This window comes from Clostridium bornimense, assembly GCF_018917145.1.
GTDB classification, from domain to species: Bacteria; Bacillota; Clostridia; order Clostridiales; family Clostridiaceae; genus Clostridium_AN; species Clostridium_AN bornimense_A.
The window spans coordinates 96,850-123,516 of sequence record NZ_JAHLOD010000001.1; the positions used below are offsets into that span (position 1 = coordinate 96,850).

30 protein-coding genes are annotated in these 26,667 nt (G+C 29.3%); all 30 read right to left on the reverse strand.

Annotated features, from left to right (window positions below; translation table 11 throughout):
• Positions 1 to 33: 33 nt before the first annotated feature.
• Positions 34 to 894, reverse strand: coding sequence for a MinD/ParA family protein (locus KQI30_RS00460; RefSeq protein WP_216461194.1), 861 nt, complete (start codon positions 892 to 894; stop codon positions 34 to 36).
• Positions 891 to 2,033: a flagellar biosynthesis protein FlhF gene (gene flhF, locus KQI30_RS00465; RefSeq protein ID WP_216461195.1), complete on the reverse strand. Its 1,143-nt coding sequence runs from the start codon at positions 2,031 to 2,033 to the stop codon at positions 891 to 893. The genes KQI30_RS00460 and flhF overlap by 4 nt, the downstream gene beginning before the upstream one ends.
• A complete protein-coding gene (gene flhA / locus KQI30_RS00470; protein ID WP_216461196.1) occupies positions 2,030 to 4,102 on the reverse strand; it encodes a flagellar biosynthesis protein FlhA in 2,073 nt (690 codons plus the stop codon). Before flhA ends, flhF begins: the two co-directional genes overlap by 4 nt.
• A gap of 12 nt (positions 4,103 to 4,114) precedes the next feature.
• On the reverse strand, positions 4,115 to 5,944 hold the full coding sequence (locus KQI30_RS00475; RefSeq protein WP_367397817.1) for a fused FliR family export protein/FlhB family type III secretion system protein: 1,830 nt from the start codon (positions 5,942 to 5,944) through the stop codon (positions 4,115 to 4,117).
• Between the two features lie 8 nt (positions 5,945 to 5,952).
• Positions 5,953 to 6,222: a flagellar biosynthesis protein FliQ gene (fliQ, locus tag KQI30_RS00480; protein ID WP_216461198.1), complete on the reverse strand. Its 270-nt coding sequence runs from the start codon at positions 6,220 to 6,222 to the stop codon at positions 5,953 to 5,955.
• 14 nt (positions 6,223 to 6,236) lie between these two features.
• On the reverse strand, positions 6,237 to 7,001 hold the full coding sequence (gene fliP / locus KQI30_RS00485; RefSeq protein ID WP_216461199.1) for a flagellar type III secretion system pore protein FliP: 765 nt from the start codon (positions 6,999 to 7,001) through the stop codon (positions 6,237 to 6,239).
• Entirely contained in the window at positions 6,998 to 7,354 is a 357-nt protein-coding gene (gene fliO / locus KQI30_RS00490) for a flagellar biosynthetic protein FliO (protein ID WP_216461200.1), read from the reverse strand. Before fliO ends, fliP begins: the two co-directional genes overlap by 4 nt.
• Before the next feature lie 20 nt (positions 7,355 to 7,374).
• The gene (locus tag KQI30_RS00495; RefSeq protein WP_216461201.1) at positions 7,375 to 7,818 is read right to left on the reverse strand and encodes a flagellar basal body-associated FliL family protein; all 444 of its coding nucleotides are present in this window, start codon (positions 7,816 to 7,818) and stop codon (positions 7,375 to 7,377) included.
• Positions 7,819 to 7,820: 2 nt separating this feature from the next.
• Positions 7,821 to 8,552: a flagellar motor protein MotB gene (locus KQI30_RS00500; RefSeq protein WP_216461202.1), complete on the reverse strand. Its 732-nt coding sequence runs from the start codon at positions 8,550 to 8,552 to the stop codon at positions 7,821 to 7,823.
• Positions 8,545 to 9,342 carry a motility protein A gene (locus KQI30_RS00505; RefSeq protein WP_216461203.1) on the reverse strand — a complete coding sequence of 266 codons (798 nt, stop codon included), beginning with the start codon at positions 9,340 to 9,342 and terminating at the stop codon, positions 8,545 to 8,547. Before KQI30_RS00505 ends, KQI30_RS00500 begins: the two co-directional genes overlap by 8 nt.
• Positions 9,343 to 9,370: 28 nt before the next feature.
• Positions 9,371 to 9,553, reverse strand: a complete 183-nt coding sequence (locus KQI30_RS00510; protein WP_216461204.1) for a flagellar FlbD family protein — start codon at positions 9,551 to 9,553, stop codon at positions 9,371 to 9,373.
• A 137-nt stretch (positions 9,554 to 9,690) separates the two neighbouring features.
• Complete coding sequence (locus KQI30_RS00515; RefSeq protein ID WP_216461205.1) at positions 9,691 to 11,067, reverse strand: flagellar hook protein FlgE; 1,377 nt, start codon at positions 11,065 to 11,067, stop codon at positions 9,691 to 9,693.
• 82 nt (positions 11,068 to 11,149) lie between these two features.
• Positions 11,150 to 11,527: a TIGR02530 family flagellar biosynthesis protein gene (locus tag KQI30_RS00520; RefSeq protein WP_216461206.1), complete on the reverse strand. Its 378-nt coding sequence runs from the start codon at positions 11,525 to 11,527 to the stop codon at positions 11,150 to 11,152.
• Positions 11,527 to 12,210, reverse strand: coding sequence for a flagellar hook assembly protein FlgD (locus tag KQI30_RS00525; protein ID WP_216461207.1), 684 nt, complete (start codon positions 12,208 to 12,210; stop codon positions 11,527 to 11,529). Before KQI30_RS00525 ends, KQI30_RS00520 begins: the two co-directional genes overlap by 1 nt.
• A 12-nt stretch (positions 12,211 to 12,222) precedes the next feature.
• Complete coding sequence (locus KQI30_RS17465; RefSeq protein WP_216461208.1) at positions 12,223 to 13,509, reverse strand: flagellar hook-length control protein FliK; 1,287 nt, start codon at positions 13,507 to 13,509, stop codon at positions 12,223 to 12,225.
• Positions 13,506 to 13,943 (reverse strand): flagellar export protein FliJ, encoded by a 438-nt coding sequence (fliJ, locus tag KQI30_RS00535; protein ID WP_216461209.1) that lies wholly within the window; start codon positions 13,941 to 13,943, stop codon positions 13,506 to 13,508. The genes KQI30_RS17465 and fliJ overlap by 4 nt, the downstream gene beginning before the upstream one ends.
• A gap of 16 nt (positions 13,944 to 13,959) precedes the next feature.
• Positions 13,960 to 15,270 carry a flagellar protein export ATPase FliI gene (gene fliI, locus KQI30_RS00540; RefSeq protein ID WP_216461210.1) on the reverse strand — a complete coding sequence of 437 codons (1,311 nt, stop codon included), beginning with the start codon at positions 15,268 to 15,270 and terminating at the stop codon, positions 13,960 to 13,962.
• Between the two features lie 11 nt (positions 15,271 to 15,281).
• Complete coding sequence (locus KQI30_RS00545) at positions 15,282 to 16,028, reverse strand: hypothetical protein (protein ID WP_216461211.1); 747 nt, start codon at positions 16,026 to 16,028, stop codon at positions 15,282 to 15,284.
• The gene (gene fliG, locus KQI30_RS00550) at positions 16,012 to 17,025 is read right to left on the reverse strand and encodes a flagellar motor switch protein FliG (RefSeq protein ID WP_216461277.1); all 1,014 of its coding nucleotides are present in this window, start codon (positions 17,023 to 17,025) and stop codon (positions 16,012 to 16,014) included. Before fliG ends, KQI30_RS00545 begins: the two co-directional genes overlap by 17 nt.
• A gap of 5 nt (positions 17,026 to 17,030) precedes the next feature.
• On the reverse strand, positions 17,031 to 18,611 hold the full coding sequence (fliF, locus tag KQI30_RS00555; protein WP_216461212.1) for a flagellar basal-body MS-ring/collar protein FliF: 1,581 nt from the start codon (positions 18,609 to 18,611) through the stop codon (positions 17,031 to 17,033).
• A gap of 15 nt (positions 18,612 to 18,626) precedes the next feature.
• Positions 18,627 to 18,941: a flagellar hook-basal body complex protein FliE gene (gene fliE / locus KQI30_RS00560; RefSeq protein WP_216461213.1), complete on the reverse strand. Its 315-nt coding sequence runs from the start codon at positions 18,939 to 18,941 to the stop codon at positions 18,627 to 18,629.
• 14 nt (positions 18,942 to 18,955) lie between these two features.
• Complete coding sequence (gene flgC, locus KQI30_RS00565; RefSeq protein ID WP_216461214.1) at positions 18,956 to 19,381, reverse strand: flagellar basal body rod protein FlgC; 426 nt, start codon at positions 19,379 to 19,381, stop codon at positions 18,956 to 18,958.
• 22 nt (positions 19,382 to 19,403) lie between these two features.
• Complete coding sequence (gene flgB, locus KQI30_RS00570; protein WP_216461215.1) at positions 19,404 to 19,793, reverse strand: flagellar basal body rod protein FlgB; 390 nt, start codon at positions 19,791 to 19,793, stop codon at positions 19,404 to 19,406.
• A 356-nt stretch (positions 19,794 to 20,149) separates the two neighbouring features.
• Entirely contained in the window at positions 20,150 to 20,887 is a 738-nt protein-coding gene (locus KQI30_RS00575) for a cytidylyltransferase domain-containing protein (protein ID WP_216461216.1), read from the reverse strand.
• A 52-nt stretch (positions 20,888 to 20,939) separates the two neighbouring features.
• Entirely contained in the window at positions 20,940 to 21,773 is an 834-nt protein-coding gene (locus KQI30_RS00580; RefSeq protein ID WP_216461217.1) for a flagellin, read from the reverse strand.
• A 170-nt stretch (positions 21,774 to 21,943) separates the two neighbouring features.
• On the reverse strand, positions 21,944 to 22,300 hold the full coding sequence (locus KQI30_RS00585) for a hypothetical protein (protein ID WP_216461218.1): 357 nt from the start codon (positions 22,298 to 22,300) through the stop codon (positions 21,944 to 21,946).
• 12 nt (positions 22,301 to 22,312) lie between these two features.
• Positions 22,313 to 23,512, reverse strand: coding sequence for a UDP-4-amino-4,6-dideoxy-N-acetyl-beta-L-altrosamine transaminase (gene pseC, locus KQI30_RS00590; RefSeq protein ID WP_216461219.1), 1,200 nt, complete (start codon positions 23,510 to 23,512; stop codon positions 22,313 to 22,315).
• Positions 23,513 to 24,511 (reverse strand): dTDP-glucose 4,6-dehydratase, encoded by a 999-nt coding sequence (locus KQI30_RS00595; RefSeq protein WP_216461220.1) that lies wholly within the window; start codon positions 24,509 to 24,511, stop codon positions 23,513 to 23,515.
• Positions 24,512 to 24,527: 16 nt separating this feature from the next.
• Positions 24,528 to 25,574: a pseudaminic acid synthase gene (pseI, locus tag KQI30_RS00600; protein WP_216461221.1), complete on the reverse strand. Its 1,047-nt coding sequence runs from the start codon at positions 25,572 to 25,574 to the stop codon at positions 24,528 to 24,530.
• Between the two features lie 112 nt (positions 25,575 to 25,686).
• Positions 25,687 to 26,646 carry a UDP-2,4-diacetamido-2,4,6-trideoxy-beta-L-altropyranose hydrolase gene (pseG, locus tag KQI30_RS00605; RefSeq protein ID WP_216461222.1) on the reverse strand — a complete coding sequence of 320 codons (960 nt, stop codon included), beginning with the start codon at positions 26,644 to 26,646 and terminating at the stop codon, positions 25,687 to 25,689.
• Between the last annotated feature and the right edge of the window lie 21 nt (positions 26,647 to 26,667).

Consider the following 26,667-nt stretch of genomic DNA (forward strand, 5'->3'; position numbering starts at 1 on the left):
ATAACTTTATATTTAATATTATAAATATAAATGTTACCTAAATAATTGAAGTATATTCTTAAACAAGTGATTTACTCTTTTATCTTCTTTATTCACTATATTATTATTATCAATAATCTTAGCTATAGTAGATATATTTTTTGAAACTTTACTATTGGGAAATGACACTACTATCGGAACTTGTTTTCTAACAGCCTCCGTTAACTTTTTATCTTCTTCTACAGTCCCCATAAAGTTACAATCGATAGATAAAAACTTCTTGCTTGCATTATTCAGCTTTAAGAAAGTTTTTTCTCCCTCTTTTTCATTATACACTCTGTTAACGACAATTGATACCATATTTTTAACATTAAAATATGACACAGTTTTTAATAAGGAATATCCATCCATTATTGATGTCGGTTCTGGTGTAGTTAACAAAATAAACTCATCACTAAAACCTATAAAGTTTATTACAGTTTCATTAACTCCGGCTCCTGTATCCATTATTATATAATCATAGTCTTCCAATTTTTCTAACTTACTTAATAAAATTCTTATTTCTTCCTCTTGTAATTCTCTTATCTTATTGAGGCCTGTCCCACCAGATATCAATTTTACTCCTTCTGGCCCTGTAATCATAATATCCTCTATATCCAAATTTCTATTAATACAATCAAGTATATTGTATTTTGGAACAAATCCCATAAGAATCTCATCATTTGCCATTCCTATATCAGCATCAAAAATTAGGACTTTCCTTCCCATTTTTTGAAGCATTATAGATAGATTTACAACAAAATTACTTTTACCTACTCCACCTTTACCTGATGTTACTGTTATTACTTTTGTAGTTTTTTCACTTTGCTTACTACCTCTTGCAAGTTCCCTTAACCTATCTGCTTGATCTCTCATATAACCTTATCTCCAACAATTAAATCAATAATAAAGTTTTTAGATACTTTTTTAATATCATCTGGAACACTTTGTCCTAACGTCATATAACTTATAGGTTTATTTCCATCTATTAACGCATCTATTAATATCTCATAATTTGATGTTTCATCCAATTTTGTTACAATAATTGAATCAAAATCTATAACACCATATCCTTGTAGAATCACTTTTATGTCCTTATTTTTTATAGTAGAACTAATTACTAAATGAATTAGTTTATTTGGAATCTTATTAATGTATGCTCTAAGTTCTGATATTTGCATAGTATTTTTTGCACTTCTACCTGTTGTATCAATAAAAATACTATCACAATCTTTTAATTCTTCTAAAGCTTCGTCCATCTCTTTTATTGAATATACAACCTTGAAAGGTATATTCATTATCTCCGAATAAGTTTTTAACTGTTCTACAGCACCTATTCTATAAGTATCAATTGTGATAAGTCCTACCTTCTTTTTTTCTAATAAAGCCTTTCTACCAGCCAATTTTGCAATTGTAGTTGTTTTTCCAACTCCAGTAGGTCCTATAAGAATTTCTATCTTTCTTTCTTTATCTTCATATTCTGGAACAATCTTCTCTAAAGATATTTTAAACTTTTCTTCTATATCATTGTCACTATCAATCTTTAATATTTCTTCTATAATTCTTTTCTTAGATTCTTTAGATATATCTAAGGAATCTATAAAAGAATCAATATCATTCTCATCTTTCGTTTCCATTCTATTACTTTGCAATTCTTTTATCATATTTTTCATTTCAATAACTTCTTTTATGATATTTTCATTAGCACTATCTGTATTCTCAATTATCTTATCCTTCTTATCAATTTGTTTTTCACTAATTAATGCTCTTTTCTGCTCTTCTTGTTTGTTATATATCAAAGCTTTTATAGAATCCATAGACTGCTTTTTTTCATTATCTTTGTTATATCTATCAAGAGCAGCAGTAACTTCTATCATCTTAGGTGTAAAGTATCCTTTTATTCCTTCTTTTCTTACTTTCCTTTGTGATACTATAATTGCATCTTTTCCTAGTTCATTTCTTATTTTAGCCATTGCTTCATTCATATTTTTAACAACATACTTTTTTACCTTCATGTTAATTCAACTACACCTCCAGTTCTAATCTCAATATTATTCGGTATTTCATTTAAAGATAATACTGTTAAATTTGGGAATACCATTTCTACTAATCTCCTAAATGCTGGTCTAATTTTTGGAGATACTAATATCACTGGAATATTATTATTGAAATATACTCTCTCTACTGTATTTCTTATACCATTTAAAATACTTTGCGTTGTTTTTGGATCTAGTGCCGGAAAAGTTCCTTGTATAGATTTTTGAAGATTATTTCCTATAAGTTCTTCGATTTCCCCATTTAGTGTAACAACAACCAAAGCATTATTTTCATCTAATAAAGGCATTGTTATTGTTCTTCCTAATGATATTCTTACGTATTCAGTTAATAACTCTATATCTTTACTAGTTCTAGATTGATCCGCTAGTGTTTCTAATATAGTAACCATATCTTTTATTGGTACCTTTTCCATTAAAAGATTTCTTAGAACTTTTTGAATCTCACCAATAGTCATAAGATCTGGTATTAATTCATCTATAACTGCTGAATATTGGTCTTTTAAAGAATCTATAAGTTCTTTTACTTCTTGTCTTCCTAAAAGTTCATATGAATGAGCTTTTATAGTCTCTGTTAAATGAGTAACCATTACTGTTGTTGGATCTACAACGGTAAGTCCTTGTATCTCTGCTTCTTCTCTACTATCTTTATTTATCCATAATGCAGGTAATCCAAATGTTGGTTCTACCGTCTTAATTCCTGGTAAATTTATTTCATTAGATGTAGGATCCATACAAAGGAACATACCAGGCATAAGCTCACCTTTTTCTATAACAGTTCCTCTAATCTTAACTACATATTCATTATTTTTTAATTGAAGATTATCTCTTATTCTTATAGGTTGTACTATAACACCCATCTCAATAGCACATTGTCTTCTTACAGAAGCAATTCTTTGAAGTAAATCTCCACCTGTAGTTTCATCTGCTAAAGGTATTAGACCATATCCTATTTCTATCTCCATAGGCTCTACCTTAACTAAATTCATAACATTTTCAGGTTCTTTTTGCTCTGTTTCAATAATCTCCATTTCTTTTTCTTCAATAACTCTTTGTTTTTCACTTTCTTCTTCTTTATATAATATATAAGCTATATATCCTGTTATTGCTGACATTGCTAAAAATACTAATGTAGGAAGTCCAGGTATTATAGCAAAAACTAATAATACAAAAGAAGCTATAGCTATTACCTTAGGGAATGTAGTCATTTGTTTAACTATAGTATCCCCAAAATTAGACTTATTGTCTGAACGAGTTACCAAAATACCTGATGCTGTAGAAATAAGTAATGCTGGTATCTGAGATACAAGTCCATCTCCCACTGTTAATTTTGTAAATAACTCTGCTGACTCACCTATACTCAACCCTTGCATTGTCATTCCTATTACAATACCTGCTATAATATTTATTGCTGTTATTATAAGCCCTGCAACAGCATCTCCCTTTACAAACTTAGAAGCACCATCCATTGACCCATAAAAATCTGCTTCCATTTGTAATTCTTCTCTTCTTTTTTTAGCTCCAGCTTCATCAATAAGTCCAGAGTTTAAATCTGCATCTATACTCATTTGCTTACCTGGCATTGCATCTAATGTAAATCTCGCTGTTACCTCTGATACTCTACCAGCACCATTAGTAATAACCATAAACTGTATAATTACAATGATTAAAAATATAATTATACCTACTACATAACTATCTCCTACTACAAAATCTCCAAAAGCCTTAATAATATTACCTGCATCACCAGAACTTAAAATAAGTCTTGTTGAAGAAATATTAAGTGCCAATCTAAATAATGTAGTAATTAATAATATAGATGGAAAAACTGAAAACTGAAGAACATTAGTTGTAAACATTGTAATAAGTAAAATAACTAATGAAAGCGCTATATTAAATGCTAATAATATATCTAGCATCCATGTTGGAAGCGGTATAATTATCATCATTACAATTAAAATTACTACAAATGCTACAATTAAATCTAAATTATTTTTTGCTGATAAAGAAAATTTCTTTTTTTCATCCATTGTCCCACCCCACTATTTTTCATTAATAACTACTGCTAGTATTTCAGCCACTGCTGCATACATCTCAACAGGTATCTCTGATTCTAATTCTACCTGACTATATATCATCCTCGCTAAAGGTTTGTTTTCTACTACAGGGACCTTATTATCCATTGCTATTTCCTTAATTTTTAGTGCTAAATTATCTGCTCCTTTTGCAACTACTTTCGGTGCACTTTCGCCACCCTCTTCATATTTAAGCGCTACAGATATATGCGTTGGGTTTGTAATTACTACCGTTGCATTTGGGACTTCTGCCATCATTCTTCTTCTTGACAATTCCCTCATTTTTTCTCTTCTTTTCGCTTTAACTTCTGGGTTACCTTCCATTTGCTTATACTCTTCTTTTACTTCTTGTTTTGTCATTCTCATATCTTTTTTATATTTCCATTTTTGATACACAAAATCACCAAGAGAAATAATCATCATAGCTATACCAATAAGTGAAAACAACTTTACTCCTACAGAAATCATTTTTGATGGAATTTTATCTATTGATAATAAAGAAATTCTCATAACATCATCTAATGTAGAAGTATAAAATTTTACTGCTATAAAACCAATAACCGTTATTAGTAAAATATTTTTAAATAAACTTACTACACTTCTCATTGAAAATATATTTTTAAATCCATTTATAGGATTCATCTTCTTAAAGTCAGGTTTTAATGGCTCTGATGTCTTTATAAAACCTGTTTGTGCTATATTTGCTGCAACACCAACAATCATTATTACAGCTGCAAACAAAATTACTATTAAGAGTCCCCTACCTATGTACGATAATATAATTGAGAAGAGAGCTGCTTCACTTAATTCTTTTATAGCTGTGGATTTAAATCCATTAGCCATGATTATTTTTAATTGTTCAATTAGAAAATCACCAAAAACTAAAAACATAAGTGTAGCTGCAAGTAATGTAAATGTTAAAGCTATATCTCTTGATTTAGCAACTTGACCTTTTTTCCTTGCATCTTGCAACTTCTTTCCCGTAGCTTCTTCTGTCTTTTCTCCAGCTGATGAAAAGATAAATATTATAGGAAAAGCTTTGTATAAACTTCTAAATGCTCCTGGTAATTGTTCAAAGGCATATTTTATCAGCTTTAATGTTACTGGAAACATTCCTATAATTAATACTAATGTTATAAGTAATTTTACTGGTGTTCCTAAAATCATAACATTTAGTTGTGGTACAGTTCTTGACACTATTCCAAGTACTATATCTGTTAATAATAGTACTAAAATTATTGGTAATGCAATTCTAAAGCCAATCTCAAAAAAATTGATAAATATTTTTAAAAATGAAGATATACTATCCTGACTTATTACATTTTTTCCAAGCGGTATAGTGTTAAAAGTATTAATTATAGCCTTCAAAATTATATGATGTCCATCAAAAACAAATACTATTGTCAATGCTAAGTACGAATATAGCTTTTCTACCAAAGCAGCATTACTTCCTGTTGTAGGATCATACATACTCATCATTGAAAGCCCTGCTTGGAAATCTATCAATGCTCCTGCAAACTTTATAGCTTCAAAACACATATAGGTAACAAAACCAAATATTAATCCTGTTAGCACTTCATTAATACATACAATAATAAAAATCATGTTATTTTCAATAAATCCCTCTATACCATCTAGAGATACTAAAGGAGTTATAACATATGAAAGTGATACTATAAAAATCACTTTTACTATATTAGGTGTAGGTTTTGGTAATAGTATTTGTGATGATACAAAAAAAGCACTAATCCTCAGCATTACCAAAACAAAACCCACTAAATAAACCATATTTATCATAATTTCACCTATTTAGTTATATTTGAGATAATAGAGAAAATTCTCTCTGTAAATCCTTCTAAAGTATGCAACATAAAACTTCCAAGTAATAACCCCACTAAAGCTACACATAATACCTTAGGTAAAAATGTTAATGTCTGTTCCTGTATTTGAGTAGTAGCTTGAAAAATACTAACAATAAGTCCTACTACTACAGCTACTATAAGAAGTGGTCCAGCGATAATAATTGCTGTAGTTATTGCATCTTTTAATATAGAAATAACCATACTTTCACTCATTTACTATCACCTCTCTAAAATCCCATTATCAATGACTTTACAATTAGATTCCATCCATCAACCATAACAAATAATAATAATTTAAATGGTAATGATATCATCATCGGTGGAATCATCATCATTCCCATAGACATTAAAATAGAACCAACCACTATATCAATAATTAAAAATGGTAAATATAAAAGGAATCCTATTGTAAATGCTGTTTTTAATTCTGAAATTATAAAAGCAGGTATAACAGCAATCATAGGTAAATCCTCATTTTTCACCTTTTCTGAAACTCCGTTTATGTCCATAAACATTTTTAAATCTTTTTGTCTCGTTTGTTTAAGCATAAACTTTTTCAAATAACCTGATCCTATATCTATCGCTTCCTCTTGCGATATTTTCTCTTCTGTATAAGGTTTAATTGCATCATTATTTATATTAGTAAAGGTAGGTGCCATAACAAAAATAGTTAAAAATAATGATAATCCTATTAATATCTGATTAGATGGAGCTTGTTGTGTTCCTAACGCATTTCTTAAAAATCCAAAAACAACAGATATTCTTGTAAAACTTGTCATTGTTAAGATAAGCGACGGTAACACAGAAAGAGCTGTTAAGAATAAAAATATCTTTATATTTTCTACATATTCTTTAGGGCTTTCACTTCCATCTACAGATATATTTACCTTTGGTACAGTTAAATTGGTAGGCTCTGCATGGGCCACTAAAGATGTAGATACTATTAAAATTAATGTAACTATAAAAGTTAGAATTAAATATTTCCTTTTCATTTCTTTTCCTCATTTTTCCCAAATTTAGATTTTAAATCACTAATAAAATCTTTAAAATTATCATATTGTGGTATTTCCTTATTTTCCTCTAACTTAATAACCTCATCTTTAGATAATTCTTTAATAACTTCAAATGATCCATTATTAGAACTGGCAACATAGTACTCTTGTCCCAATTTTATAAGATAAATGCTATTTTCTTTATTTAAAGGTACTCTTTCAATTATCTTTATATATCTACCCTTATTTAAAGTTTCTAACTTTTTTCCTCCTACTTTAATTGATATATATATCAAAATTAATATTATAGGAAGTACTAAAAATATTTGAAGTATTGCAATAAATATGTCCATGTGTCCTACCTCATATTTCTTTAAGTATAAATTATATCTCCAAGCCAAATATCTACAACTTCACCATGTTCAATTAATGGTGCTATAGCATTCTTAATTTCTTCTTTAATTTTTGCTTTTCCATCACCTTTAAAATCATTAACTGTTTTTGATGAAATGACATTAATTACTGCGTCTCTAAGAGGTCCATCTTTCTTTTTTTCTAGCTCTTCTTTTGTTTCATCTCCACCTCTATATCCCATTTGTAATGTCAATTGTACATACTTTCCTTCATCTGCTAGATTTAATTTAAAATCTCCAAGTGAATAAAATTCCACACCGCTTAAAGCATGCTTATTTACTTCCTCATTAGGCTTTTTAAATAAAAGCATATATGAAGTAAAACCTACCGAAACAATTAACAATAAACTTAATAGTATTACAACTATTTTAAGAGTTCCGCCCTTCTTTTCTTCTTTTGCCATGTTTAGTTCCCCTTCCCACTTACTTCGATTAATATATTAACTCTTCTATTCATAGATTTATTTTCTTCTGTATCATTAGGTGCTACTGGTGAAAACTCTCCCATTCCCCTATAATTTAACCTATTACCTGGTATTCCTTTATTCTTATAATACTCTAATACTGCATATGCTCTGGCTCCTGATAAAGAAAAATTATCTTTATATGTAGAATTTGATATAGGCTCATTATCTGTATGCCCTTGTATTTCTATTGTATTTGGTAATTTTTCTATTACATCATAAATCTTATCTAGTACTGATAAAGACTCTTTCTTTACATCAGCCTTCCCAGAATCAAACAAAATCTTATCTTTTAATTCTATTATTACTCCTCTATTATCTTCTTTAACTTGTGCTACATCTTGAAGATTATTTTCATCTATAACTTCTTCAACAGCACTATAAATTTTTTCATATTCGCTATTATGTCCTTGTTCCATACTAATTTCTGCTTTAGCCCCTGTGGTATCTTCAAGCCCTTCTGATAATGTATTATCAAGAACTGTTGAACCAGATTCTCCTGATAAAACAGACTTAAATGCATTAGCTAAAGCTTCAAATTTTTGTGCATTTACTGTAGACATTGAAAACATTAATATAAAAAACGTTAGAAGTAATGTAACCATATCTGCATATGTATTTAGCCACTCACTACCACCACCTGAGTCACTACTTGGTCTTTTTCTTCTAGCCATTGTCTACATCTCCACTATTATTAGCTATTAATTCTCTTTCTTTTGGTGGTAAATATGTTATTAATGTTTCTTCAATAATTCTTGGATTTACTCCTGATTGAACTGCTAAGATACCTTCAATCATAAGTTCCTTTGCCTCAATTTCTATTTCAGTCTTATGATTCAACTTATTAGCAATCGGTAAAAATAATACATTTGCAATTAATGATCCATATAATGTTGTAATAAGTGCTGTAGCCATACCTGAAGATATAGTAGATGGATCATCAAGTTTAACCAACATATTGATAAGTCCGATAAGTGTACCTATCATACCAAATCCTGGTGCAAATGTTGCTAGTTTATTAAACATACTTGAACCTATTATATGTCTATCTTCTATCTTTTGTATTTCAAGCTCTAAAATATCTTTTATATTCTCTGGTTCAACACCATCTATTACCATTTGCATTCCCTTTTTAAGAAACTTATCTTCAACATCTGCCATTGAATCCTCTAATGATAATAAACCTTCTCTTCTAGCTTTTTTTGAAAAATCACTAAACATTTCTATTATATCAACTTTTGATATAACATCTTCTTTCATCGCTAATGCAATAAATGTTGGTATTTTTTTTACTTCACTTAACGGATATGCTATAAATATCGCTGCAAATGTTCCTCCTACAGTTATTGCTAATGATCCAACATCAATAAATGATGCTAGTGTTCCTCCACTTAAAATCCCATATAGTATAAGACCTACTGCCAATATTAACCCAACTGGTGTCATTATATCTAGCTTAGTCATTATTTCGTCCCCCCCTTAAAGTAAAACCTTAAATATGTATCCTTCTTTTATAATCTATTACTTTTTCTATTACCTCATCCACAGTATCCTTAACAATAATCTTTTTTCCATTTACTAAAGTAACTAATGTTTCTGGGACCTCTTCAATCTTTTCAATAAGTTCACTGTTTAAAACTATCTCTTTACTATTAAACCCAATTAACTTAATCATATTGTCTCCTTTTTGCAGTGCACAGTTTTCAGTGCACAATGCACAGTTATGGTGGAAATTCCTACGAAATTTCTTATACTGTGCACTGTGAACTGTGCACTAACCTTGTAAATTGAAAATTAATTTATATTAAACTTCTATCTTTTAAGGTTAACTAACTCTTGTAATATTTCGTCCCCTGTTGTTATCATTTTACTACTTGCTTGGAATGCTCTACTTGCAACTATCATTTCTGTAAATTGTTCTGATAAATCTACATTAGACATTTCTAAATAACCATTTAAGGCAGAACCGAATCCTGCAGAGTTATCATTTATTTCATCACAACCTGTAGCACTTCTTACAACTGCATCTCCTGAGTTTGATGAAACAGAATATAAGTTATTTCCTTGCTTCTCTAATCCAGCTGGGTTTTTAAAAGATGCCATAGCTATTTGACCAAAAACAGTAACTCTACCGTCTTCAAGAACTCCCTTAACTACTCCGTCTTTTTCTATAGAATAGTTTCTTATCTTCTTATCTGATTCTGCATATACAACTAAGTTAAAAGAATCCTTTTTGGCAGCATTCACATCAGTTTGAACTCCAGTATAATTATCTAAACCATTGATAGTAATACCTAAGTCAGCTAATGTAGTTTCTTTTCCATCTACAGTTAATCCTGTTTTTGCAGTTTTATAACTATTAGCATCATCTATACTTACAGGAGTATTACCATTTACAGATATCATATATTTTTTACTTTCTGCATTAAATGATACAGTGATATTTAAATCACCATCATATTTATATGAACCATCTGTTGACACAGTAATTGGATTTACATCTGCAACCTTTCCTGATCCTGTATAGGACATTTCCATGTTTTTATAATTACTAGCTGAGACATGAACTGTATCTGTGATTTTTAATGGCACTAAATTATCTGAAGAAGCTACTATCCCCTTATTAGAATTTGAATTTACAAAATTACAAGTACCATTACTTGAATAATCTATACTTGATACATTACCACCTTTTTCTGATAATGGATATCCCATAACTCTATATCCATCTGAAGTTAATAAATTTCCTTCTGAATCTAATGCAAAAGAACCATCTCTAGTATAACTTACTTCTAGACCATTTCCTGCTCCCATTGTATGATATGTAGAATCTACACTAACACTAGACTCATTAGATGATGGTGTTGCACCTCTAGCTACTATAAAGAACCCCTCTCCATCTACTGCTACATCAAGACTACTTCCTGTTGTTTGTAAATTACCTTGTGCCATATTGGTTACTATTGAACCTACTTGTACCCCAAGTCCAATTTGTGATGCATTAGTACCCCCAACACTATATCCTGGTGCTGATGAACTATTTAAAGTTTGACTTAATGCATCTTTAAAATTAACCCTTTGAGACTTAAACGCTGTTGTTCCTACATTTGCTATATTATTCCCAATAACATCTAGCTTAGTTTGATTTGCCTTTAATCCCGTTATACCTGAATACATACTTTTTATCATTTTTTTCTTCCCCTCCACTAATCACTTCGATGATTTTTTACTTCTGTCATTCAGTAAAAATTAGCCTCCTTATTAGGTCCAGCTACAATAAAATCACCGAATCTACATTTGTAAATATATTTTCTTCCCCTTTCGGCATAGCTGTAATTATAGTTCTATTTTTAATAGATGCTACAAATGCTAAATCCTTATACAAAATAACCGAATCAGTTGCCCCTTTATCTTTTGCTTTATCAAAAGCATCACTTAGTTTTCCCATATCTTCATCAGATAGTGTTATATTTCTTTCAGCAAGTCTCACATTAGCATGTTTTGATATATTAATATCTTTCTTTAATTTCGAATTTAATATATCGCTAAAAGATGTTTTACTAACATCTCTATTTACAGTAGTTCTATTACTACCTATATCTAATGGATTTACTGAAACAATATTTCCATTTACAATTCTATAAGTCATTAACTTTCCTTATTGTTTTCAACTTTACTATCTTCAGTTTTTTCTCCATTAAAGGCATTAGGATCCTTGACACCTATGATATTTTTAATTCCTACTGTAGTTTCTGTAGTCTTTCCATCTTTTTCATACTGAATCTTAGCATAAATTCCATCATATCCATTAATAACTTGAATAACCTTACCTTCTAAGAAATTATCATTAGAATCCATTAAGTTTGTGATTACAGTTTGTCCAAGATATTTTTGAGAATCCACTAAAGTATCCCCATTTACAACTTCTTTTATATCACTAACTTTAAATTCGGTATCTTCATATCCTTCTAGTACCACAGTAGTTTCGCTACCACGTCTACTAACATATAATACTGTCCCTGATATTGGTGTATTATTATCATCTACATATTTTGTCATAACAAATTTACCAACCATATTAGTAGCACTCATATATGACATTGTTTCATTTAAATTCGTCATTTGTTCAAGAGATGTAAATTGTGCCAATTGAGATACATATGCAGTTGAATCTACAGGCTCTGTAGGATCTTGATTTGCTAATTGAGCTGCAAGTATCTTTACAAAAGAATTTTTATCTAAATCATTAGTCGTTGTTACTATTTTTGTACCGTTAGAGGTCTTTCCAGTATTTAATGTGTCCACTGTACCTGCTAAACTTAAATTTGCCATATTTCCCCTCCCCTATGCAAGCATATCTATATTAGAATAAGTTTCATCACTTATTTCTTCAATCACATCATCATCTACACTAATAAATGACGATCCATTACTTCTTTGGAAGTTATTCTTCTCATTACCTTCCTTATTTTTTTCGCCATACTGACTATTATTCATATAAGTTAAATCAAAACTTTCTACTTTAAATTCATCTAGTATCCTATTCATTTCTTCTATTTTTGCTGCTAATAAATTGTAGGTATCAGCATTATTAGTAGTGACATTAGCTTTCATAACACCTTTATCCATTGAAAGTGAAATTACTACTTCTCCTAAACTTCTAGGAACTACTTTAAGTACAATCTCTTTCACTGACTCATCTCTCATGTATTTCACAGACTTTATTACATCTTCAATCATATTAGTCTTATTTGTTATAAGTGGTGCTGATTCCTTTACATCTTTTAAAGGTTCAAATACCATTTTAGGAACTTGTACTAAGGTTCCTTCATTTTTCACATCGGTATTTTCTTCTATCAATGATGTAAGAAAAGTATCTTCTTTATCTAATCCTTCTTGACTTTTTTCTTCACTACTAGCTTCACTATTTTTAGCATCAAAACTTGTACTTCTGTTTTCTTCCTTTGTAGTATCAGTCACTGTAGTTTTAATTTCCAAAATCTCATTATTATCAGTATTAGATTCTTTATCTATATTAGTTTTAATAAAGTTTATAAGTTCTTTGGGAGATTCTATCTCACTACTACTTTCTTTTACTGACTCTAACAAGTTTTTAAGCGTTTTTTCATCTATAGATGAATCACTTTTTAATAATTCCATAATATCAGCCATAAAAGTTTCTTTTTTACCTTCTTTTACAACTTCATTATTACCTATTTCAGTAGAATTATAACTTGAAACAAAATCAATAAGCATAGTTTTAGTCTCTTCTGAAAAGAGTTCATTTTCATTGATTATCTTTTCATATTTACCCTCTACATTTACTTCAGTATCTAAAAGTAAAGACATTAATTCTTCTATAACTTCATCTTCTTTGTTATCAATTTCTTTATTTTCTACCTTTTCTTCTACAACTTTTTTATCTTTACTATTTTTTGTCTTTGAAGTATTTTTTATGGTAGAATCTACTTCTTTACTATCGTCATTTTTAACACTTTTACTTTTAATGTTTAGACATTCTTTAAAACTATTCTCTTTAACATTTAAGTTTTTTACTGCAGTATTTTCTACAGAATTTGTATTACTTACATTACCTGTAAAGCTCGCTATAATATTCCCTATTTTCCTCACCCCCTTTCAGTATTTCTAATAAATCCATACAAAGCAAATTCATCATTATTTTTTTGCTCTATAGCTTGTACCTCTTTAACATATTCTAAATACTTATTTTCTCTTAATTTTTCCACTGCTTGTCTATCCCTTTGTTTATCTATTAATTCTTTTCTTTTTTCTTCTACTGCTATGGTCTTATTTTTAAGATTTATTTTTTCTTCTGCTATCCTTTTATCTAGAAAATTCATATAATTATTGACTATTTTATATTCTAGAATTGAAGTGCAATTTTTATTTTGAGAAGTTTCCCTATACTTCTCCTCTAAACTTTGCAACTCTTCTTCTACTTTTAACTTCTCATCTTGAGCATTTTTAAAGCTTCTTTTACTTTCATCCTCTAAGCTTCTTCTTATTTCCAATAACTTTTCTAATCTAAAATGAAACTTTTCCATATAAACTTTCCTCCATTTAAACAGAAATACTTTTCGCTAATTTTTCCTTAATTTCTTCAAATGAATTACTCTCATCAATACCTTGCTTTAAAAATTTTAGAATTGAATCATGACATTCAATTGCCTTATCTATATTAGGATTACTTCCTTTTACATATGCGCCTATATTTATCAAGTCTTCTGAATTTTCATAAGTTGCTAAAAGATCTCGAAATCTTGATGCATTGCTTTTATGCTCTTTATCAGCTATCTCACTCATAAGTCTCGATACTGACTTTAACACTTCTATAGCTGGATAATGATTTTTAGCAGCAAGAGCTCTTGATAATACTATGTGACCATCCAGAATCCCTCTTACAGCATCTGCTATTGGTTCATTGAAGTCATCACCATCAACTAACACAGTATAAAAAGCTGTTATAGATCCTTTATCACTAGTTCCAGCTCTCTCCATAAGCTTTGGTAACATAGAAAAAACTGATGGTGTATACCCCTTAGTTGCTGGTGGTTCCCCTATAGCAAGACCTATCTCTCTTTGAGCCATTGCAAATCTTGTAACAGAGTCCATCATAAGAATTACTTTTTTCCCTTGGTCTCTAAAATATTCTGCAATTGCTGTAGCTGTAAAAGCTCCTTTAAGTCTTACTAATGCTGATTGATCAGAAGTAGCACAAACAACAATAGATCTTTTCATTCCTTCTTCACCAAGATCACGTTCTATAAAATCTCTTACTTCTCTTCCTCTTTCTCCAATAAGCGCAATTACATTTATATCGCCTTTTGCTTCTCTTGCAATCATTCCAAGAGTTGTACTTTTCCCAACACCGGACCCTGCAAATATACCTACCCTTTGACCTTCTCCCATTGTAAGCAATCCATCTATCGCCCTTACGCCTGTAGGAAGAATGGTACTAATCCTTTTTCTTCTTAATGGATCTGGTGGCATTGCTTCTAAAGGATACATAACACCTTTTTCTCCATTTTCACCATCCAGAGGATTCCCTAAACCATCTAATATCTTACCTAATAAATGTTCTCCACAATTAACAGAAAGAGGATGTCCCAGTGGTTCCACTTTACACCCTGGGGCTATCCCAATTAATTCACCTAATGGCATCAATATCACTGTATCTTCTTTAAATCCAACTACTTCACATTTAATAATATCTTTTTTGATATTGTATATAATACATACCTCACCAACAGCTGCCTTAATCCCCTCCGCTTCTACAGTAAGACCTATAACTCTAGATACTGTTCCTTGATACTTATAAGGATTAATTTTTTCTATCCTGCTTGCTATCTCTTGAAAATCAATATTAATCATCGTTATACCTCTTAATAATTCTCAATTACATTTTTTATTTCATCTAAACTACTATTTAGATTAATCTCAACTTTCCCTTTTTCACCTATAATAATACCTGTGCCATCTTCTATATATTTATCTTCCACAATGTTGATTTCTACATTATGAAGCAACTTTTCCCACTCATCTTTTCTATCCAAAAGATGTGAATAGTATTTTTCATTAACTTTAATATAAAAGACTTCACCAGTTAGTGACTCCTCTAATTGAGAATATAAAATATCATCCAGTATATTTTCATTATTAAATGCTTTAAGAAATATTTTTTCATATCCATTAACTATAAGTTTCTTTATATCATCTTTTTTACTCAATAAATATTCTTTGTATACATTATTTGCATTTAATATAATTTCATCACAACGATTCTCTGCATCATTTATAAGACTTTTGGCAACTTCTTTACCTTCTTCTATTCCTTTTTCATAACCTTCTTTATATGATTTCTGTCTTATAATACTTGCTTCATTTCTAGCTTTTTCTAAAATTTTATTTTTTTCTTCTTCAGCTTTTTCTAATATTAATCTACTTTCATTTTTTGCATTACAAAGCATTTCTTCAATAGCTTCATGAGGTTCTATTACCTCTTCATTCAATATATCTAATTCTTCTTTTGAAATTTCTAATTCATCGTTTAATAGAATCTCACCTTTTGTAATAATTTCTTTCGATTCTCCGATTGAAGTATTTCTAATAACATTAGATGATAACAGCATCTTCTCCACCTCTAGCAATTACAATTTCTCCACTTTCGTCTAATCTTCTTATAACAGCTAAAATTCTAGTTTGTGCCTTTTCAACATCAGCAATTCTAACTGGCCCTAAGAATTCTATATCCTCCTTCATTGAAGCAGCAGCTCTCTTTGATTGATTTCTGAAAATAGCTTCTGATACTTCTTCTGAAGATCCTTTTAATGCTAATGCTAACTCTTTTCCATCTACCTCTCTTAATATTCTTTGAATTGCTACATCATCAAGAGCAATAATATCTTCGAAGACAAACATTGATTCCTTAACTTTTTCAGCAATTTCTGGATCCTGTCTTTCAAGAGCCTCCATAATATTCTTTTCTGTACTTCTATCAACTTGATTTAATATATCAACAATTGATTGAAGTCCACCAATTGATGTAACTTCATTTCTTACTATAGATGATAATTTCATATTTAATGTTTTTTCTACTTCTTTTATCACTGTAGGTGACGTTGTATTCATAACAGCTATTCTATACGCTACTTCCTCTTGTACCTCTTGAGGCAATTCTGCTAATATTTGAGCTGCTTTCTCTACATTTATATGACAAAGTATCAACGCTATAGTTTGTGGATGCTCATTTGAAATAATATTTAGTAACTGTATTGAATCCGCTTTTCTAGCCAATGCAAAAGGTCTATACTGTTGGGTTTCCTCTGATACCTTATCTAAAATTTCTTTTGCTTTTTGATTTCCTAAAGCTTTACTTAAAAGATCTTTAGCATAATCAAATCCACCTTCTAGAATATAATCTTTAGCTTTATTCATTTGAATAAATTCTTCAAGTATATCTGACTTTTCTGTATTGCTTACTGTTGTAGTATTGGCAATCTCATATGTAATTCTTTGAATATCTCTTTCTGGCAATTTATTTATTATATTTGCAGAGGCTTCTGGTCCTAAAGTAATAAATAAAATTGCTGCTTTTTGAACTCCTGTTAATCCTTTTTCTTTAGCCACCATCATCACCTCTCATCACTAGAAATCCAAGATTTAATTATCTCTAATACTTGATCTGGTTTTTCCTTAGCATATTTTTTAAGTTCATCTTCTAATACCTGCTTATTATTTGGTTCATCGAAGTTTACAGGTTTATATACTTCTGTTTTGTCTATTTCATCATCAATGACTGCATCAAGAGTATTTTCTTCTTCCTCTTCTATTTCTTCGTCATCTTTCTTCTTTCTTCTTTTTAGTAGTATTATAGTCATTAATACTACTAATGCTACAGCCGCAATACTTGAATACATTATAATTTTTTCTTTCTTTTCCTTAGCTTCAGCCTTTTTCATCTCTTTTAAAGCTTCTGCTGCTAATTCTTTTGTTTCAGAATCAAATTCTTTACCCATAACTACTGTATTTTCAACATTAGATTGTCCTATAGTCTTATTTACCACTGATTGTACATCTTCTTTTTCTACTACCCCTAAACTTGGTGTATCAATAATTACAGAAGCATATACATTTTTAACTTTTCCTGGTGCCTGAACTCTATTTTCTTCTGTCTTACCTGATGTATTATAGTTAGTTATTGATTCATAACTTGTTACTGAACTATTGTTTATAACTTCATCTTCAATTTTATTTGACATATTTTCATCAACTGGTGATTGAGATACCGCTCCATCATCACTATTATCTTTATTTATTGTTATTTGTTCACTTTCCTTTGCGGGATCCTTCTCCGTTGTAACAGAATTCTGTGTATAACTATCAAAATCCATATCTACATTAACTTTTACTTTTACTTTGCTCTTACCATATACAGGTTCTAATTGCCCCTGAACTTTCTCTTCTAGATATTTTTCATATTTTGCTTTATCTTCTAATTGTTTTTCAACAGAACTATTTGAACTTGAACTAGAATTTCCACTCTCATCAAATAACCCATCTGTTAACAAATTACCATTTGTATCTGCAATAGTTATATTGTTTGTTGGTAAGTTTTTAACTGACATTGATACTAAATTAACTAAAGCTCTTACTTGGCTTTCTTCTAATGTCTTACCTGCCTTTAATTTTACAACTACTGCAGCAGTTGCATTAGTAGGATCCTTAACAAAAGTAGAGTCTTCAGGCATAACTAAATTGACCTTAACATTTTCTACTTCGTCCAAATTTTTTATAGTTCTTTCTAACTCCCCTTGAACTGCTCTTTGATATTTAACAGAGAACTCTGAATCTGTAAGTCCAAACTGACTAGACTCATCAAATATCTCAAATCCAATAGATCCATTTGATAACTCAGAAGCCAAACTTAGCTTTAAAGTTCCAACTTGATCCTCTGGTACTAAAATAGAATTGCTATTATTATCTACTTTGTACTTAACACCTTTACTATCTAATGAGTCAATTATTACCTTAGAATCATTTGCATCCAAATTAGAAAACAAAGTAGTATATTTTGTTTTCAACATATGAGTACTTAGCACGGTAATAGTTGCTATAAATACTAAAGTTAAAATTACATATGCAACTTTCTTAGTAACAGATAAAGCTTTGAATTTATCTATAAATTTTCTAAAAAAACTCTTTATCTTATCCAACTTATACACTCCTTACTATAGTTGCATTGATAATATTTCTTTATAAGCATCAACAAGTTTATTTCTAACCTCTACTGCTAATTGAAGAGATTCTTTTGCTTCCTCTGCTGAAATCATAACATTATGAATATCTTCTTCTTCACCATTAATAAAATTAATAGTTTTATTTTCTGATTCTACTATTTTATCGTTAACTGCCTGTATTTTTTCTCCTAAAACATCAGAAAAACTTACACTAGATGTATTTGTATTACTTTCTTTATTATTATTTGATGCTACACTATTTACTTTGTTTAAATACTCTGTTGGTATGTATTTATTCACTATCATTTTTTCGTATCCCCCTATTTACCGATTTCTAATGCTTTCAAATACATATTCTTTGTTGTACTTATTACTGTTGTATTTGCTTCATAAACTCTACTTGAAGCAATTAAATCCGCCATTTCATTCAATATATTCACATTAGGCATAGCTACATATCCATTTTCATCTGCATCTGGATGTGTAGGATCATACATTGTTTTTAAATCACTAGTATCATCGACAATAGCAGATACCTTTACACCATTTCCATTAAAGCTGCTCTTGTTCTTTGCCGCTTTTAAATTTTCTTCAAAAACTGCTATTTTTCTTACATAAGGACCTCCTGATTCTGTCCTCGTAGTATTTACATTTGCAACATTTGAAGCTATTGTATCCATTCTTAATCTTTCTGCCGATAATCCAGAAGAACTAATCCGTAAAGTATTAAAAACTCCTAAAGTCATATTTTCCCTCCTATAAAGTAAACTAATTTCCTCTAGCTATCTTATTCATAGCAAATCTATTATTTAACGCTGTTGTTAAAGATTCATACATCATATTATTAGCTGTTAAATTAACCATTTCTGTATCAATGTCCACATTGTTTCCATCACTTCTAGTTGATGTGCTTTTATCAGTAATAATCCTTTCATCTCCTGATTCACTACTACTTGATATATGTTTCTCACTGCTAGTCTTTAGACTAACTGATTTTATCGTATTTTGTAAAGTATCCTCAAAAGATACATATTTTCTCTTATAACCAGCTGTATTAATATTTGAAATATTATTAGCTATAACTCTATTTCTTAAAGCTGATACATTTAAATCATCTTTTAAAAGATTATACGCTACACTTGAAATATTATTAGACAATTTTACCCCTCCCTACGTTATACATTATACACTGTTTTTTTTCTCCTTTAAACAAGTTGTATCAGCGTTTGCATCTTTATATTTTTACATTTTATTGCTTTATATCAATATTCTTGAACCTTCAAAAGAATTGACTTATTTTTTAATTATTTATATAAATTTTATTATAATATATAATATTTATTTAACATATTATGTTAAACACTATTATTTTTGTCGAACGATTTATTGTTTTGTATAACGTCATCATAATTGAATTTAATAATTAAAACAAAAAAATAGTCGTAATATGCAGTAAAAAAAATCATATAAAAAGTTGGCAAGTCACTTTTTATATGATTTACATAATATATACGCTAAATATTTTTTTGAACAATATCTTTATTAAAATTATTTACTTTGCTTCTGTCAATATAATGTATAATATCAACGTATCTCAAGTCTTCTTCTTTCATATTTTCTATTACATTTTCTACAACTTGAAAATCTTCAAAAGTATCAACACAAACCCTATAATCTCTATTTAGCTCTTCTACACCTTTAACATACCCTATATTAAATAATTCTTTATTTTCATAAATAAATAATGTTACATGTTCTTTATATTTATTTATTACATTATTATATTTCTCATTAACAATATTATAAACTCTTAATAAACTCTCTTTTGTAAATACTTCAACATCAAACCCTCTAACAAAAGTATTTGGTACATCTAATCTTACATAATCATATTTATACATAATAAGTTCTGTAATTACATTATCTACAATGATAGGATCTATAAGCGGACAATCTCCAGTAATTCTTATTATAATATCTCCATTGTACTTTTCTGAACACTTAACATATCGTTCTAATACATTTTCTTCACTACCTCTAAAATAGTCTATTTTATACTCTTTGGCTACATCAACCAACTTATCATCTTGTTTTTTATCAGACGTAGCTAATATTATTTCATCTATATACCTACTTCTTTTTAATCTATTTATAGTATATCCAATAAGAGGTATCCCTTTTATTGGTTTTACAACTTTTCCAGGCAACCTTTCTGACCCCATTCTTGCCTGTATTATGCATATAATTTTCATAAATTCCTCCTAAAAAAAGAGGTATCTTATAGATTATACCTCTTAATTCTTATTAAATTCCTTGAAGTATCCTTAATACATCTTGCGGAAAATTATTTGTTTGTTGCATTATAGAAATTCCAGCAGTAACAAGTACATCATTCTTTGCTAAATTCATCATTTCTGTTGCAACATCTGCATCAACTAAAGAACTATCTGCTGCCTCTAATCTTACCGATATTTCCTGTAAATCATTATAGCAACTCTCAAATCTATTTGATACCCCTCCAAGTTTTCCTCTATGTAAGCTTAACTTATTTATAGCTTCATCTATTATAGATAATGACTTTTCCATATCATTTATATCTATATCTTGTAAATTCATATCAGAATTTTCTCCTGAAGGAAATACATCTAAATTCATATTAGTTACAGGTATTTCAATATATTCTCCTGAATTGGCTCCAGATGGTACCTTTAATGATTTTGTAATATTTCCATTAATTACATTGACATTATTCATACTGGTATTATTCACAAGATCATTAATACCTTTTTTCAACTGTTCAATTTCTTTATTAATCATCTCTTTTTCATCATCTGTCTTTGTCCCATCACCTTGAATAGTTAATTCTCTCATTCTTTGAAGGCAATTTGATACTTCATCTAGTCCACCTTCAGTTGTTTGTATTAGTGAAACACTATCCTGTGCATTTCTAGATGCCATTTGAAGGCTTCTTATTTTCATCTTTATGCTTTCAGATTTTGATAAAGCACTAGGATCATCTTTAGCTGCACTTACTTTTAATCCTGTGGAAATATTATTCATACTACTAGATTGAGCTACTAGACTTTTCTTATATGTTCGATATGTACTTAAAGACGCCATATTATGCATTAATCTCATATAATCACCCACCACTTTCAACATTTAAATAATCTATTTGATTTCATCACTTCATACTAAATTTAATATATATATTATATAGTCGATTTTTTCTCGTTTTTCTTTAGCATCATTTAGATATACTTATAAAAAAGATCTGTTGCATAATGCCACAGACCTTTTTCTATATATTATTTATTTCTTTGAACTGTTTCTAAAGAAGACTTTATACTATTTGTTCCTTCTAAAATCTCATACTCAAGAACGTCCCCTAAAAGATTATAGTCGCTATTTTCAAAAGCTTCTATAGCCAACTTTAATTTTGCATTTACATCTTCTAAATCTACTTTACTAGTTTGAAGATCTTTTGTCCCTGCTGCAACATCTATAACCCATTGTATTGCATCTAATATCTCTAATAAAAGTTTAGATCCATCTGCTATTTTATCACTTCTAAAAAGTTCTGCACCATTTGATATAGCCTTTTCTAATCTATCACAATATTCAATAGCTTTATCTACTACTTCTACTAATTCCTTGTTATCCATAATAATATCCTCCTAAGCTTCTATACTATAGTATTTAAATATCTTATCTAATGCTTTAATTACTGATATCACATCATTTTTACTCATTGATACATGTAATGGTAACGTAATTATTCTTTCATAAAATTCTTCACATACTGGGCAAATTCCTCTTTTATATCCTAATTTTCTATAGTAAGGATGAAAATAAACAGGAATATAGTGAACATTTACTCCTATATTCTCTTTAATAAGTGCACTATATATTTCTCTTCTCGTACAATTAAGTCTTTCTAAATTTAATTTTATTACATATATATGTTCAGAGTTAAACCCACCTTCTGTATCCTCTAGTAAAGTTACATACTTATTATCTTTTAAAATCTCAGAATATAATGAAGATAATTCCTTTCTCTTATCAATAAAAACATCTAACTTCTTCATTTGAGATATACCTAATGCTGCATTAATATCAGGCATTCTATAATTATATCCTAAATCAACTTGTTCATAATACCATGGATCATCTTTATTTTCCATAAGTTCAATATTTCTAGTTATTCCATGAGATCTCATTTCAATAAGTTTTCTATAAAATTCAAAATTATTAGTAGTTATTGCCCCTCCTTCACCTGTAGTAATATGTTTTACAGGATGAAAAGAAAATATCGTCATATCTGCATTATTACCAACATAACTATCTTTATACTTAGCACCTATTGCATGAGCAGCATCTTCAACAACAATTAAATTATGTTTTTTTGCAACACTCATTATTTCATCTATTTTTACTGGATTACCTCTATATGAAACCGCTATTATGGCTTTTGTCTTATCTGTTATTTTCTCTTCAATTTTGCTTACATCAATATTGCCTGTGTTTTCTTCAATATCAACAAATACCGGCGTAGCTCCCACATATAATATACAATTAGCTGAAGCAGCAAAAGTCATAGGTGTAACTAGTACTTCATCACCTTTACTTATTCCTGCCGCTAATACAGCACAATGAAGAGCTGCTGTACCACTTGTTACCGCAACAGCATATTTCGCACCTACTTTTTTTGCTAAAGATTCTTCAAAATTCTTCACATAAGGTCCTGTAGTTAAATAATCACCTTTTAATACTTCTACAACTTTAGATATATCTTCTTCATCTATATATTGCCTTCCATACTGTAAAAATGTATCTCTAACTGGAGTTCCACCATTAATAGCTAACTTTTCCCTCATTCATCTCATACCTTTCAAAAATCTATAAGTCTCTTCTATACCTTCTTCTAAGGTATACTTAGGCGACCATCCCATCAAGTTTTTAGCCTTTTCATAATTACATTTTAATTTCATAATTTCACTTTGAGGATGTATATGTTCTACATGATTTATATTAATCACATTTTTTGAAACAATAGCTGCTAATTCATTAATAGTAACATCTCTACCAGTTCCTGCATTTATTATTTCCCCATTTGTATTATTATTATAACCTGCATTTACTACAAAATCAGCACAATCTTTTACATATAGAAGGTCTCTTGTTTGTTCTCCAGTTCCATATATATTTATATCTTTTTTATCTATAAGAGCATTAACAAAAATAGCTACAACACCACCTTCTCCACCAGTTTTTTGAAAAGGTCCATATGTGTTAAATGGTCTTATAACTGTTGTAGGCAATTTATATGCATTAAAATATGACAAAACCATATTTTCTGCTGCTATCTTACTTCCTCCATAAGGTGATATTGGATTAGTTGGGTGAGCTTCATCTATTCCCTTGTCATCACATTTATCATAAACCATACAAGTACTCATAAATACAACTTTAGTATCATGAATTTCTTCATTTTCATCAATACTCCACTTTTCTCCAATCATTTTAGAATTTTTACCAAACATCTGCACTTTTGCTTTTTCTAAAATATTAAATGTTCCTACTGTATCATTATAAAAAGTAGTTCTAGGATCATCAATTGAGTCTTGTACATTTATTGATGCTGCAAGATGATAAATTATATCGTACTTTTCTTCAAACAATTCATCTAATTTCTCCAAATCCTGTATGTCGCCTTTAATAAACTTAAATCTAGGATTTTTTTCAAACTCTTCTATATTAGATAATCTTCCATTACTTAAGTTATCAAAAGCTGTAACAAAATGATTTTCTTCTAGAAGCTTTTTCACTACCCATCTTCCAATAAATCCAGCTCCACCAGTAACTAATATATTCATATGTAAAACTCCTCCATTATTTAATTAGGTTCCAACTCATAGGAGTACCTTTCTTTATATCTATCTTTGCTTCCTTTCCAATTATATCATCAATATACTTAGTTTCCATACCAAAACCAGGTCTAATACTTCTAACGTTTTCTTCTGTGAATTTTTCTCCACCCTTAATATCTTTAACTACAAAAAGAGATCTACTATGCTCTCTAGAACTTCTTTGCTTTTCTGTTAATTGGTATGTAACCTTTCCTAAAGCTTTTTCCATTTCTCTAATTCCATCTACCATAGATTTAAACTCTTCTGGTTCCATAGAAAACTTAGAATCCGGACCTCCATCTTTTCTTCTAAGAGTAAGATGCTTTTCTACTATCTTGGCACCCAATGCTACAGCTCCTAAACTTATAGTATTACTCATTGTATGATCAGACAATCCGACTACTACATCAAAAGTTTCTTTCATATTTGGTATAACCTTCAAATTTATATCTTCTAAAGGAGATGGATACGCAGAAGTACATTTTAGTAATGCAATATTGTTATTTCCAACTTTCCTACAAGCATTTACTGCTTCTTCAATATCTTTTAAAGTCGCTATGCCTGTTGATATTATTACAGGTTTACCTTTTGATGCAATGTACTCAATAAATGGTATATCATTTATTTCAAAAGATGCTATCTTATATGCTGGTACATCCATTTTTTCAAGAAAATCTACAGAAGTATAATCAAATGGTGATGAAAAACATATAAGACCTTCTTCTTCTGCAATTTTCTTTAATTTAGGTTGCCAATCCCATGGAGTATATGCTCCTTGATATAACTTATGAAGTGTAGTACCATCCCATATAGTGCCTTGTTTTATTTGAAAATACTCGTTATCGCAATCTAATGTTATGGTATCAGGAGTATATGTTTGTAACTTTATCGCATCTGCGCCCGCCCATTTTGCTGCTTTTATAATTTCTACAGCTCTATCAAAATCCTGATTATGATTAGCAGAAAGTTCTGCAATAACAAAAGTTCTATCTCCACCTATCTCTTTATTATCTATGTAAAAACTATTCATTGATACCCCTCCATACTTATTCTATAACTATTATCGTAATATAATATTTATCCTTGAAACAACTTTTTCTAATTAACAAATAAAAAGGATATTATAAGACATAAATTTTATCTTATAATATCCCCATTATTTCGCTAATAACTCTTTTATAACCGTTACCATCTATAATACTTTTACCTTTATTACTAAAAAAACATCTCTTTTCATAATCTAAACTCACGATATTCTTTTTTATATTATTAATATCAGAACTTAATATAATATTATTTTCAGATAAATATTTTCCTAGATTTACTTGATTTTCTGCTAATGTAATCCCTATAATTGGCAACCCTAACTTTAACCCTTCGTAAATAGTGCTTCCACATCCACATATAAGTATATCACTTTTTTTCATAACATCACTGATTATAGAATTCTTATGTATAACAACTTTATTACTTTCATATTTTTTTAATGATTGTTCATGGCGAAAAGCTTGTCCTATAATAATATGTATAGTAAATTCTTCATCTATTAACTGTTTTATTATTATTTCAGTTAAATTTCTATCATCACTTCCACCTAAAGTTATCATTATATTTTTCACATCACTATTTACTTCTATCGGTGTTTTCATCCTAAACTCTTCTCTAAGCAAAGTATAATCATTTCCAAGTAATAACTTAGTACCACTATTACATTTATATTTTAACTCTTTTGCATAGGCATTTTGATTTAATACTATATTTCCATAGTAAAAATCTAAAGTGCAATTATCATCAAATAAAATAACCTTATTCTGTGTTTCTAATGTTTTATAATACTCCGTATTCAAATTATATTTATCAACAATTATAATAGAATCTATTATTGTAAATATATCTTCTTCTTTTGAAATTACTTTGACTTTAAACCCTCTATTTTTTATAAACTCTATTCCATGTATGTTATTTTTATCATCTAAACATACATACGTTATCTTATATTTCTTTTTTAATTCATTTGCAAGGATCATCGTCCTCATTATGTGACCCATTCCTATTGATGATCCACCATCTGCTCTAATATAAATAACTTTTTTCTTCATCATTTTTAATCACCTGAAGTTCTA